Annotated in this window: 12 protein-coding genes; 11 read left to right on the plus strand and 1 reads right to left on the minus strand. The window is 75.1% G+C overall.

All coding sequences use genetic code 11. The features are described from left to right. The first annotated feature begins 43 nt into the window (after positions 1-43). From ACQP26_RS18710 to ACQP26_RS18735, 6 genes are all read left to right on the plus strand, one after another. The gene (locus ACQP26_RS18710) at positions 44-367 is read left to right on the plus strand and encodes a YrhB family protein (RefSeq protein WP_269705423.1); all 324 of its coding nucleotides are present in this window, start codon (positions 44-46) and stop codon (positions 365-367) included. Positions 368-432: 65 nt separating this feature from the next. Further along, entirely contained in the window at positions 433-798 is a 366-nt protein-coding gene (locus tag ACQP26_RS18715; RefSeq protein ID WP_433493515.1) for a type VII secretion system-associated protein, read from the plus strand. Further along, on the plus strand, positions 795-1,313 hold the full coding sequence (locus ACQP26_RS18720; RefSeq protein ID WP_269705421.1) for a type VII secretion system-associated protein: 519 nt from the start codon (positions 795-797) through the stop codon (positions 1,311-1,313). Before ACQP26_RS18715 ends, ACQP26_RS18720 begins: the two co-directional genes overlap by 4 nt. Next, on the plus strand, positions 1,310-2,230 hold the full coding sequence (locus tag ACQP26_RS18725; protein WP_433493516.1) for a hypothetical protein: 921 nt from the start codon (positions 1,310-1,312) through the stop codon (positions 2,228-2,230). The genes ACQP26_RS18720 and ACQP26_RS18725 overlap by 4 nt, the downstream gene beginning before the upstream one ends. A gap of 126 nt (positions 2,231-2,356) precedes the next feature. Continuing rightward, positions 2,357-3,304 carry a hypothetical protein gene (locus ACQP26_RS18730; RefSeq protein WP_269705418.1) on the plus strand — a complete coding sequence of 316 codons (948 nt, stop codon included), beginning with the start codon at positions 2,357-2,359 and terminating at the stop codon, positions 3,302-3,304. After that, positions 3,301-4,200, plus strand: coding sequence for a GlcNAc-transferase family protein (locus ACQP26_RS18735; RefSeq protein WP_433493517.1), 900 nt, complete (start codon positions 3,301-3,303; stop codon positions 4,198-4,200). Before ACQP26_RS18730 ends, ACQP26_RS18735 begins: the two co-directional genes overlap by 4 nt. On the opposite strand, the gene ACQP26_RS18740 is transcribed toward ACQP26_RS18735, so the two are convergent. Beyond that, positions 4,201-6,285, minus strand: coding sequence for a S8 family serine peptidase (locus ACQP26_RS18740; RefSeq protein WP_433493518.1), 2,085 nt, complete (start codon positions 6,283-6,285; stop codon positions 4,201-4,203). Positions 6,286-7,238: 953 nt separating this feature from the next. On the opposite strand from ACQP26_RS18740, the gene ACQP26_RS18745 reads away from it, so the two are divergent. Genes ACQP26_RS18745 through ACQP26_RS18765 form a run of 5 tightly spaced genes read left to right on the plus strand, consistent with a single transcriptional unit; the run spans position 7,239 to position 11,531 of the window. Further along, positions 7,239-7,514, plus strand: coding sequence for an acyl carrier protein (locus tag ACQP26_RS18745; RefSeq protein WP_433493519.1), 276 nt, complete (start codon positions 7,239-7,241; stop codon positions 7,512-7,514). Positions 7,515-7,517: 3 nt separating this feature from the next. Continuing rightward, the gene (locus ACQP26_RS18750) at positions 7,518-8,393 is read left to right on the plus strand and encodes a hypothetical protein (RefSeq protein WP_433493520.1); all 876 of its coding nucleotides are present in this window, start codon (positions 7,518-7,520) and stop codon (positions 8,391-8,393) included. Further along, positions 8,390-9,094 carry a hypothetical protein gene (locus ACQP26_RS18755; protein ID WP_433493521.1) on the plus strand — a complete coding sequence of 235 codons (705 nt, stop codon included), beginning with the start codon at positions 8,390-8,392 and terminating at the stop codon, positions 9,092-9,094. The genes ACQP26_RS18750 and ACQP26_RS18755 overlap by 4 nt, the downstream gene beginning before the upstream one ends. Continuing rightward, positions 9,082-10,173, plus strand: a complete 1,092-nt coding sequence (locus ACQP26_RS18760; RefSeq protein WP_433493522.1) for an acyl-CoA dehydrogenase family protein — start codon at positions 9,082-9,084, stop codon at positions 10,171-10,173. The genes ACQP26_RS18755 and ACQP26_RS18760 overlap by 13 nt, the downstream gene beginning before the upstream one ends. Next, complete coding sequence (locus ACQP26_RS18765) at positions 10,170-11,531, plus strand: MATE family efflux transporter (protein WP_433493523.1); 1,362 nt, start codon at positions 10,170-10,172, stop codon at positions 11,529-11,531. Before ACQP26_RS18760 ends, ACQP26_RS18765 begins: the two co-directional genes overlap by 4 nt. The last annotated feature ends 5 nt before the right edge of the window (positions 11,532-11,536 follow it).

Genomic DNA, 11,536 nt, shown 5'->3' on the forward strand with positions numbered 1-11,536 from the left:
CGGGCACCCCGTCAGACGACACACGACAGAGAAGGACTACCCGATGAACGCCGACGTCGCCCGCACCCGGGCGCAGGACGCGCTGCGCCGGCTGGAGAACCCGGCGCAGCCGCTGACGCTGCTCGCCCCGGATGCGCCGACCGAGTACGAGTGGTGCTGGGTGTATCCGTTCAACACGGTCCGGGCCATCGAGACCGGCAGCATCATGGACACGCTCGCGGTGGGCCCGCTTGTGGTGCCCAAGAACGGCGCCGAGCCCTGGGTGGCGCCGTCCGGCCCGCCGCTGGAGCGCTGGCTCAACGAGTACGCCGCGCGGGAGGGGCTGCCGGCGGTGCCGGTACCGGCCGCCCCGGACCCGTTCGCCTGAGCCCGGACGGGCGGCCCGCCGCGACCGTACCGTCGCGGCGGGCCGCCGCCACCTGGAGGAGAGCCATGACCCCCGACGCCGAGCCGCTCGACGCGCTGCTGCGCGGGATGATGCGCGGTGACGCCACGGTCGAGCAGGTGCAGTCCGCGCTGCGCGGCTCCCCGCTCGACCTCGCGATGAACGGCGACGGCCGTCCTCTCGTCGTCCGCTCCTTCGACGACGTGCGGTGCGTGGTCGTGGCCACCTCGGCCGACGAGCGCGACCGCACCTTCGCGCCCGAGTGGCGCCGGGTCGAGGCGGCCGAGCTGGCCGAGCTGCTCCCGGACGGCATCGACGTCCTGGTCGACCCGGGCGGTCCCGAGCCGGTACGGCTGGCCGCCGCGATCGTCTGGTCCGCGCTGCACGTCACCGACGAGGACACTGTGGGATGACCGACGAGGAGTTCCTGTTCCTGCTCGACCCGGCGTGGCCGGCCGGCGAGAACGACGACGCACCGTTCGAGGCGGTCCTCGGGGTCTGGCAGGTCGGCGAGGACGGGGAGGTGGGCGAGGACGGGGAGGTGGGCGAGTTCCGGAGCAACCCGGACTACCGCCCGCACTTCCCGGACTCCCCCGCCGACCCGGTCGACGCGCTGCTGCGCCTGATCGCCGCCGGTGCCGCGCCGCCGGCGCACCTGGGGGCGGTGCTGCGCGCGTCCACCCTGCACCTGGCGGTGAACGGCGACGGGCGGCCCCTCGTCGTACCCGCCCCCGACGACGAGCGGTGCGTGGTGGTCGCCACCGGCGAGCCGCACCGGGAGCGGGTGCCGGCCCCCGGCTGGCGGCCGCTGGACCTGGCGGAACTGGCCGCTGTGGCCGGTGAGCGCGACGCTCTGGTCAACCCCGGTGGCTCGGCACCCGCCCGGCTGGCGGCCGCCTTCCTGCGCGAGACGGCGGCGACGCGATGAGCACCGGACATCTGCACCTGCTCTGCCTGCGCGCCGCGGGCCGCATCCCGGACGAGGAGGTCGCCGGCCTGCGTACCCTGCTCGCCGACGGCGACCACGGCGCCTGCGCGGCCCGGCTGCTCGGTGCGTTCCCGCAGTCCGCGGCCGAGATCGCCGCGCTGACCGCCCTGCTGCCCCCGGAGACGCCGCTGCTGCCCGACCCGGCGGCGGACCAGGACGTGGACGCCGACCCGGCAGCCCGGTTCGTCCCGTTCCCCCCGGCCGACCTGCCGCGGTACGCGACGAACGCGCCGCCGGTGGTGGACGAGACCGCCGGCGGCACCGTGGACGACCTCGACCGGGCGCTGCTCGACGTGCTGGATCCGGCGCACACCGCCGGGGTGTGGCGCTGCTGGCGGATCACACCCGGACCGGCCGGCACCCCGGACGCGGTGCGGATCTACCTGGTCGAGGCGACGGTGCCCGACGACGAGCTGGCCGCGATCGCCGACCGGGGGCAGGGTGCGCTCGCCGACGCCGGTCACGCCGCGCCGGTCGAGGTCTACCGGCCCGACCTGCCGTTGCCCGCGTACCAGTGGGCGGCCCGGTCCCGGTCGGCGCTGATCTGGGCGCCGCAGCCGCCCGGCGAGGTGCGCCTGGCCACGGACGGGGACGCGCGGCTGCCGGTCGACGACGACGAGGTCGCGCCGTTCGTCACCCACCTGCGGTCCGCGCCCGCCCTGACCGCGCACCTGCGTACCGACGGCGCCTGGGTCTGGCCGGCCGGCCTGGCGGACCGGCTGCTCGACGAGGGCGCGCTGGCCGACGAGGGCCTGCTCCGGCACCTGCGGCGGTGCCGGGCCGACCCGCCGGCGCCGGCCGGCGCGGTAGCCGTCCACCGGGCCCTGGCCGCCCTGGTACGCGCGGGGGCGCTCTGACCGCGTGCACGAACGCCTCGGGTCGCGGTGTCCTTCGGGCACGAGCCCCGACGCCGCGCGGCACTCCCGTGCGCCGGCGTGGTCGAATGCGCCGACGACCGCCGACGAGGACGCGAGGAGGCCGCCATGACGGAGCAGGACGAGCTGCACACCGCGCTGCTGCACCTCGGTGGCCGGGTACCGGACGCGACGCTCGCCGACGCGCGGATGCGGCTCGCCGACACCGGCACGGTGTCCCTTCCCGAGCCGCCCGGACCGGTCGACCTGCCGTTCACGTTCGCGTCGGCCGTACCGAATCCGCGTGTCTTCGGTGGACGGGTGCCGCCGCTGGCCGACCTCACCGGCCGCGACGGCCTGATGGACGACACCGACCGGGTCGCCGTCGCCGCCGCGCGGCACCAGCCCGGCGCGGTGGCGCTGTGGCGCGGATGGCGGATCGCCCCGGAGTGGGCCGCCGCGGTGATCCCGCCCGCGCCGGTGTACGTGCTGGAGGCCAACGGGCCGCAGGCGGAGACGGCGGCGGCGGTGATGCGGGCGCTCGCCGCGGCCGGGATCTCGGCCCCGCTGGTCGAGGTGTACCGCTCCGGCGAGAAGCTTCCGCCGTACCCGGCGGCGGCCCGCCACCGCGGCGCGCTGCTCTGGGTCGGCCGGGACACCGGGCCGCTGCGGATCGCCCGCGTGTTCGACGAGGTGGACGACGACCGGGCACGCTTCGCGCCGGACCGCGAACGGCTGTCCGGCGAGGATCTCGCGTGGGCGGCGGCGTACCTCGACGCGGGCACGCCGGTGCTCGCCACCACCGGGCGCGGGCCCGACGTGGTGGAGCCCGCGCGGGGCCGGGTCGTGCCGATGACCTACCGCACCGACGGGCGCTGGCTCTGGCCCGAGTCCGTCACCTACTACCTGCGGGCGTACGGCCTGGCGCCCGAGCCGGATCTCCTGGCCCACATCCGGTCGCGCGGCGACCGGCTCCCGGTCACCGATCCGGCCGACGAGCACCGCGCGCTGGCGCTGCTGTTCCAGTCGTACGCCCTCGTCCCGGCGGAGACGGCGGCGGCGGAGGCGGGCGCATGACGATCTTCGTGGCGATCGCGTCGTACCGGGACCGGGAACTGGTGCCGACGGTGCTGGACTGCCTGGCCAAGGCGGCGCACCCGGAGGACGTCCGGATCGCGGTGTGCTGGCAGCACCTCGGCGACGAGGACATCTCCGCCATCCAGGGTCTGCCCCAGGTGGACGTGCAGGAGTACGACGCCCGCGACAGCCGGGGCGCCTGCTGGGCCCGGGACCGGACGTTCCAGCGGTACCGCGGCGAGGAGTGGCTGTTGCAGGTGGACAGCCACACCCGGTTCGCGCCGGACTGGGACGTACGGATGATCCGGATGGCGCGGGAGACGGGGGCGGCGAAGCCGGTCCTGACCGCGTACCCGCCGAGCTACGAGCCCGATCAGGAGTTCACCGGCGCGGGCGCACCCGCCGAGATCGTCGTCAGCGACTGGACGGTGTTCGGCGTGCCGGTCTTCGGTCAGCGCTTGATCGAGGGGGCCGCGCCCGGCGTACCGCCCAAGCCGGCGCTGTTCCTGGCCGCCGGGTTCCTCTTCGCACCCGGCTCGTTCGTCACCGAGGTGCCCTACGACCCGGGCATCTACTTCCACGGCGAGGAGATCACCCTGGCGCTGCGCGCCTACACGTGGGGCTACGACCTGTTCCACCCCACCGAGGTGCTGACCTGGCACTACTACATCCGGCAGGACAGGCCGCGGCACTGGAGCGACCACGTCGAGTCCGACTGGGCCCGCTACGAGGAGCTGAGCCGCCGGCGGGTGCTCTACATGCTGCACACGCCGCCGGTGGACCGGCTCGGCATCGGGCCGGTACGCACCCTGGAGCAGTTCGTCGCGCACACCGGCTGCAACTTCACCCGGCGCACCTGGACCGACATGCTGGCCCAGGAACTCGTACCGCTCTGATCAGTGTCCCCGCGCCGGCTCGCCGGTGCCGCTCGACCAGCGGGTCTCGGCGATCGCGGTGGCGAGCCGGGCCAGCTCGGGGTGCTGCCGCGCGTACGACGTGACGTGCTCGGCCAACTCGTACTGGGACTGCCACCGGACCTTCCCGGCCCGCACCAGCGCCCGGTCCAGCGCGAGCGGGTCGCCGCGCAGGTGCCGCCGGACGTCCACCAGGACGCCGGTGAGCGACTGCTCCTGCTCGTCGGTGCCGGGCAGCGCCGTCACCATGGCCGGCAACGCGGCCACCGTCTCGTCGTCCATGCCCGGCACCAGGCCGATGAGTGCCTTCTCCCGCGCCTCCGGCCGGGTCTCCGCCAGGTAGGCCATCCCCGCCTCGTCGGCGGCCAGGTGCCGCAGCGCGGGGCCACGGCTCAGCTCCGCCACCGCCGCCGTCACGGCCGGCCCGGTGTCACCCGGCGCGGTGCCATCCGGAGCGGTGTCATCCGAAGCGGCGCTGCCCGGATCGGCATCATCCGGAGCGGCGCCGACCGGAGCGGCGTCGGGAGAGGCGGTGACGACCGGATCGGCGGCGGGAGCGGCCGGCACAGCGGCGGTGTTCGCCATGACGGTGCGGGCGGACGGGGATGCCGTCACGGCCCCGGCGGGTACCGCCTCCGGCCGGTCCGCACCCGTCCGCGCCGACCTGCGGGCGCGCAGGCCCAGCAGGACGGCGGCGAGCGCCGCCAGCCCGGCGAGCGCGAACAGCACCCCCCGGCGGCCGATCCCGGTGGAGCCGGACGTCCGTTCGGCCGCCTGCGCGCGGGGCGCCTCCTCGGGCAGCACGGCGGTGACGGAGGCGGTCAGGTCGATCTCCGGTGCGACACCGCCGGTCGTCTTCGCGGTCTTCAGCACCCGGTTGCGGACCTGCGCCGGGTCGAGATCGGGGTACGCCGACCGGATCAGCGCCACCTGGCCCGCCACGTACGCGACGGCGAGGTGCGTGCCGGTGCCGCTGACCGGTCGCGTACCGGTGATGCCGAGGCTCGCCACGTCGACGCCGGGTGCGACCACGTCCACGTCTCCGGCCCGGTAGCTGCCGGCGGCGGCTCCGTCCGGCCCGATCCCGCCGACGCGCAGCACCGCGTCGCGCAGCGGCACGTCCGGCTCCTCCGGCGTCTGCTCGTCGGCGGCGCCCACCACTACGGCCACGCCCTCGTCGACCGCCTCGTTGACGGCTGTCGCCACCTCGGCCCGGCCGAGGTCCACGTGCGGCCCGATCGCGATGACGGAGGCGCCGGAGCCCACTGCCGCGCGGATGCCCGCGACGCTCGCCGCGGCCGAGGCGCCGGCGGTCCGGCCCGCCACCCGGACCGGCATTACCGCGGCGTCCGGCGCGACCCCGGCCACCGCCGACCCCTTCGCCGGCTGGGCCACGATCAGCGCGGCCATCGCCGTACCGGTGCCGAGACAGTCGGTGTCCCCGCGGGCGCCGCCGGTCGCCCGGTCGACGCCCGTCGTCACGCGGCCGGCGAGCGGGGGCAGGTTGCCGGCGACACCGGAGTCGACGACGGCCACGAGCTGGTCCTGGCCCCGGCTGTGCGGCCACGCCCGGTCGGCGGCGACCCGCGGCCCGGCCCACGGCGACTGCGTGCCCGAGGTCGCGGCGGGGCGGCATCCCTTCGGCGCCCGGACGGCCGCGTCGTCGGCGGCGGCGGGTCGCCGCCCGTCCGGCGTGGACGTGCCGGGTGCCGGCTTCGCGGCCGGCGGGACGCCGAGGCGTACCTCGCCGCCGTGCGCGTCCCAGGGCAGCACGAGCACCCAGCCGGCCCGCAGCCGGGAGCCGTCGGTGAGTGTGCTGCCGTCCGGCTGGATCCGCCCGGTGTTGAGGGCGAACAGCTCGGCGGCCCGGGACCCGTCGCCCAGGAACCGCTCCGCGATCGCGGTGAGGTTCTCCGGCTCGCCCTGGTGGGCGGCTCCGACCGTGTAGTACTTGACCCGGTCGCCGTCGGCGCGGGCCACCGACGCCAGCGGCGTCAGCGCGAGCACCGCCGACGCGACGACGGCGGCGAGCGCGGCCCGGGCGGCTGCGCGTACGGTCCTGGTCACCCGCGACCGCCCCGGGTGCCGGTCACGGGCGTGGTCCCGGACGTCGCGTGGTGCGGCGAACGCCGGGCGTGCGAACCATCCGTCATCGATCCACTCTTGAACCCGGTCGAGAAGACTGTCCATTTCAGACGGGCAGGCTAGCATCGCGGGTCCCCCGCCCTCGACGGGACGCCGGATCATCCGGGCGCGGCGTCACCGCGACCCGCTTCCGTCGACCGAGCCGACGCCGCCCCGGCATGCCCCGGCGTTACGCAATTCCCGCCGCGACACATTCTCGCAAAAGCGAGGCGCGTGCGGACCGCACGGCGGTCAATGCGGATTCCGACAGCCGGGCGAAAAGCCCACTCCGAATTGCCCTTTCGACCCCCGGCGATCAGCCGAAAGCGCATCGGAACGGCGGTTGTTGAGGTTCGTCACACGCGATCACCGCCGGATACGACTGTCGGCTACCGGGTAGCGCCTCACGCCCTCATGACGTAGCAGCCACGAGGCACGCGCCGGCCCGGGAAGACATGCCACCACCACACGTCCACGCGGGTGAGCGGGGCCGCCGGCCGGTCCGTCCCGGCAAGGTGGACAGATACCGCGAATCAGGTACGGACGGCCAGGTCCGACATCGCCGATCCGGGCCGGGTCGGCCGGGAACACCGGAAAGGCGAATCGGCGGCACCCGTACGAATCGCCGCGCTGCCGCATTTCCGACCGACACACTCAGTCGTACTGCCGTCACCCGGCGAGTCGGAAAGGCATTGACACCCCGGATCGTCGTTCGGCAAAGTTTCTTCCGCCGACCGCAACCGGAGGACACTTTCCGGCGGCCTTTCTCGATCCCCGTAATCCTTTCCACACCGAATCACCATCGTCGGTGGACAACCGTGCGCCCGTCCGGGCGATTGCCCGCCCGCTCGCGGGCCGGTTCCGGCCGTCTCCGACCCGAACGAAGGAGCATCTCCGTGCCCGTTCAGGAATCCGAGCTCATCGACACCGTCAAGCGCGTGCTCGCCGACGTGACGCACAACGACGCCGTCCTCGACATGGATCTCGACACCCAGCTCCGCGAGGACCTCGGGATCGACTCGATGACGTCGTTGACGTTCCTCATGGCGCTGGAGGACGCGGTCGACGGGTTCTTCGTGGACGCGACGACGCTGGAGGCCGATCACTTCCAGACCATCGGCAGCATCTACGAGTACGTCCGCACGCAGCTGAGCGCCGCGAAGATCGCCTGACCGATGACCGGCCTCTACGTACAGGCGGCGCACCACGCGGTGCTGCCCACCCGCGACGACCGGCACCCGCCCCGGCCGCGCTTCGTCGAGTACCAGGCGGACCTGCACCGGATGGCCGGCGTGGTCCTCGACGAGGCCACACTCACCCGGGGCGACCAGTACACGTTCGTCGACCTGGCCGACGCGCTGGCCGACCGCACCGGACCCGGTCTCTTCCGCGACCTCGGTGTGCTCGTCACCAGCTACTGGACGCCGGAGTTCGACCCGCACGTGTCCGCGTTCGGCCCGTACCTGCACCATCGGCACCGCCTCGACTGCACCTCGTTCGACCTGGTCGACCAGGGCAGCATCTCCCCGGCGCTCGCGTTGCTGGTGCTCTGCGACTTCCTGCGGGCCGGTCCGGCGGACCGCGACGGCCTGCTGCTCAGCGTCGAGCAGACCACCGTCCCGGCCCCGGTGGGCGCCCACTTCCCCGGCCCGAGCCGGTCCACCGCCGGGGCGGTCCGGATCGGCCGCCGGCCGGCCGGGACGGAGATCCTGACCGTTACGGCGCTCGGTGAGCCGGCGGTGCTGGGCGACGACGGGGACCTGTCCCGCCTGGTCGCGCGCTGGTGCGCGGAGTACGACGTGGACCCGGCGGAGCTGACCGTGCGGGTCAACCGGGCCACGTTCCTCTACCGGCGGTGGGCCTACGCGTACGGGCCGGACTCGTGGCCGTGCCGGGTCGAGTTCGTGCCGCCGGAGCGCAGTTGCACCGGGCTGTTCCGCTGGCTCGGCGCCGAGTCCACCACCCCGGCCGGCGGATACGTCGCCTACGTCGAGGAGGACGTGGAGAGCCTGTCCGCCGCCGTGGTGCTGACCCGGGCGGTGACGCCGTGACGAACGTGCTGCGACTGCCCACCCGGCCCGCCGGGACGGCCGCCGCCGGGGAGCCGGGCGCCGACTCGGTCGCGGTCCGGTTCACCGTCGGCGCCGTCGTGGCCCGGGCCCGCGAGACAGGCGCGCTGCCGGCCGGATGCGGCCCGGCGGCCGGGTACGCCGGACTGGTGCTCGCCGACCGGGACGCGGCGACGGTGGAGGCGTTCGACCTGACCACGGGTGCCGTCCTCGGGGCGGAACGGCTCACCGTCGTACCCCATGAGCTGCTGACCCGCGCGGACCTTGTGGTGCTGCGGTACCGGGCGGCCGGCGGACCGGCCGACGCGCCGGCCCTGCGGCTGTTCCGGCAGGCCCTCGCCGACGCCGAGCGGGACGCGCTCGGCGAGGCGGTCCGCTGGTGCCGGCGGTTCCTCGCCGGCCGGCGTTCGGCCGGTCAGCGGCTCAGCGCCCACCCGGTGGTGGCCTACCAGATGGCCGGGCTGGTGGCCCGGGCCGCCGCCCTGCGCCAGGCCGACGCGGCCGCCGCGCTCGCCGTGCCGGCCGGCCGGGCCTGGTGGGTCCGGGAGGTCGACGGGCTGGCCCGCGACCTGATCCGGATGGCCGGCGGCCGGTCCGTCCTCACCGGGCAGATGGCGCAGATGCGCACCGCCCTGCTCTACGCCAACCGGATCTACCTGGACGGTGCCCCGTGTTCCGACTGAATCCCGACCGCTTCGCCGCCCGCTACGGCCCGGAGTGGCTCGCCGCGGCCGACTGGTACCGCGAGAACTCGCCGGCCGTGCCGGACGACCCCGACCTGGTGCTGCGGCACCTCGACCACCCGGCCGTCGCGCAGAAGATCGAGGCCGAGTTCACGGCGGACACCCGGCGGCGGGCCGCGATGTTCGAGGCGCTCAGCTACGGCAGCGCGAGCTTCCTGCTCACCACCCCCGGCCCGTCACTGTCCGGCGTGCTGCTGGACGCGCTGGGCACGCCCCGGCAACGGGCCTGGTTCCGGGAGCTGGTGTCCACCACCCGGTGCCGCACGTTCTTCGCGGTCACCGAGCCCGGACGCGGCTCCGACGCCGCCCACCTGGACACCATGCTGCGCGACGGCCGGCTGACCGGCGAGAAGCTGCTGTTCGGCAACGGGGCGGTGGCGCCCGTCGGCACCGTCCTCGCGCGCACCGGCGACGGTCCGCTGGACCTGGTGGCGGTGCTGCTGACGCCGGATCTGATCGAGTCCGGCGCGGCACGGCGACGCGTCCTCCCGATGTTCGCCCTGCCCGGCGCGCAGCTGTCCGAACTGCGCGTCGACGGGCTGCGGGTGCCGCCGGAGGCGGTCCTCGGCAGCCACCTCAAGGCCACCGAGCGCGGCATGATGGGCATGCTCAAGACGTTCCACCGCTTCCGGCCCGGGGTGGCGGCGATGGCGCTCGGCCACGCCCAGGCCCTCGTCGACTACGTCCGGGACCACGTCGGCGCCGCCCGTGCCGAGCTGGACCGGTTCGACCAGATGCTGGAGCGGTCGCGCGAGTTGAACGCCGCCGCCGCCCGCGAGGTCGACGAGGAGCCGCTGCGCGGCGCGCTGGTGTCGCTGGCGAAGCAGCGGGCCACCGCGGCGGCCGAGGAGGTCGCCGAGGTCCTCGCCCGGGAGCTGCCGGTGGCGGCGCTGGTCGACCACCCGTGGCTCGCCCGGTCCCTGACCGACGTGGTGGCGTACGAGTTCATGGAGGGCACCACGCCCATCCAGCTCGCCAACGTGCACGCCGGCTACCTGCGCCAGGAGGTGCCGGTATGACGGCCGTCGACCAGTCGCGCCCGGCCGGGGACAGCGCGGCGCCACCGGTGCTCGGGCCGGTGCTGGCGATCGCCCTGCCGGTGCTGCTCGCGTCGCTGGCGAGCCTGGTGGCGCCGCTGCTGAACACCGCGGTGATCGGCCGGCACGACCCGGCCCACCTGTACCCGCTGGCGCTGGTGCTGCCGATGATCCTGTTGCAGAACTCGGTGAACGAGAGCCTGCGTGTCGCGTCGGTGGCGTTCGCCGCCCAGGCGTCGGGCAGCGGCGACCTCGACACGTACGCCCGGCGGCAGCGGACCGTGCTCGTGCTCGGCGTGGCGGTCAACCTCGGCGTGGCGCTGCTGTTCCTGGTGGCGCATCCGCTCTTTCTCGACCTGTACGCGGTGCCCGCCGGCTCGCGCACCCTGGTGTACGCGTTCGTCCAGCTCAACACGCTCAGCGGCGCGGTGCTGGCGGTGAGTGTGGCGCTGATGTCGAGCCTCTACGGGCTGCGGCAGGTCCGCGCGGTGACCGTCGGCACCCTGGTGAGCCTCGGCTCCGGGGTGGTGCTCACCGCCGTGCTCGTCGGCTGGCTCGGCGTGTTCGCCCTGCCGGTGGCCACCGCCACCACCGCGGCCGCCACCGCGGTCTGGGCGTCCCGCCGGCTGGCCCGGTGCGGGGTGCGGCCCTGGGCCCGGATCGGGCTGCGCGCACCGGTCCGCCGGTCCTGGCGGGAGGTCTGCCGGATCAGCGTGCCGGTGAGCCTGGGCTACCTGCTGCTGTTCGGCAGCGGGCTGGCGCTGACCCGGATCCTCGCCGGTTACTCCCCGCTGACAGTGGCCGGGTACGGCGTGGCGTACCGGGTGCAGAACCTCGTGCTCCTGCCGGCCATCGCACTCGGCGTCGGCGCCGGCATCACCGTCAACCGGCTCGCCGCGCAACGCCGGGGCGGGCGGGTCGGGCCGTCGGTCGTCGCCGCGGTCGGGTTGTCGGCGGCGGTGTTCGCGGTCGTGGCAGCCCTGGTCTGGCTGGTCCGCGGGCCCGCGACCGGGTTGCTCACCGGTGATCCGGCGGTGGCCCGGGCCGCCGCCGACTACCTCGGCCACCTGGCACCGGCCTATCTGGTCGCCGGTCCGCTGCTCACCCTGTCGATCTTCCTGGAGGAGACCGGGAACGGTGTCCGGGCGCTGGTAGTGAACGCCACGCTCACCGCTCTCCAGCTCGCCCTGGCCGCCGGGCTGGCCCGCGCCGGGCATCCGGTGTCCCACGTCTACCTCGCGCTGGCCGTGGCCCACCTGCCGGCCGTCGGCTTCGTCGTCCACGAGCTGCTCCGCGCCCGCCGCCTCGGCGATCGGGTCAGCGCCATCCCCACGAGCTGAAGGAA

This window comes from Micromonospora sp. CA-248089, assembly GCF_050948515.1.
GTDB lineage: Bacteria > Actinomycetota > Actinomycetes > Mycobacteriales > Micromonosporaceae > Micromonospora.

Bases quoted from the DNA above. Each gene is read 5' to 3' on its own strand.
- ACQP26_RS18710 (WP_269705423.1), top strand. From the start codon at position 44: ATGAACGCCGACGTCGCCCGCACCCGGGCGCAGGACGCGCTGCGCCGG.
- ACQP26_RS18715 (WP_433493515.1), top strand. From the start codon at position 433: ATGACCCCCGACGCCGAGCCGCTCGACGCGCTGCTGCGCGGGATGATG.
- ACQP26_RS18720 (WP_269705421.1), top strand. From the start codon at position 795: ATGACCGACGAGGAGTTCCTGTTCCTGCTCGACCCGGCGTGGCCGGCC.
- ACQP26_RS18725 (WP_433493516.1), top strand. From the start codon at position 1,310: ATGAGCACCGGACATCTGCACCTGCTCTGCCTGCGCGCCGCGGGCCGC.
- ACQP26_RS18730 (WP_269705418.1), top strand. From the start codon at position 2,357: ATGACGGAGCAGGACGAGCTGCACACCGCGCTGCTGCACCTCGGTGGC.
- ACQP26_RS18735 (WP_433493517.1), top strand. From the start codon at position 3,301: ATGACGATCTTCGTGGCGATCGCGTCGTACCGGGACCGGGAACTGGTG.
- ACQP26_RS18750 (WP_433493520.1), top strand. From the start codon at position 7,518: ATGACCGGCCTCTACGTACAGGCGGCGCACCACGCGGTGCTGCCCACC.
- ACQP26_RS18765 (WP_433493523.1), top strand. From the start codon at position 10,170: ATGACGGCCGTCGACCAGTCGCGCCCGGCCGGGGACAGCGCGGCGCCA.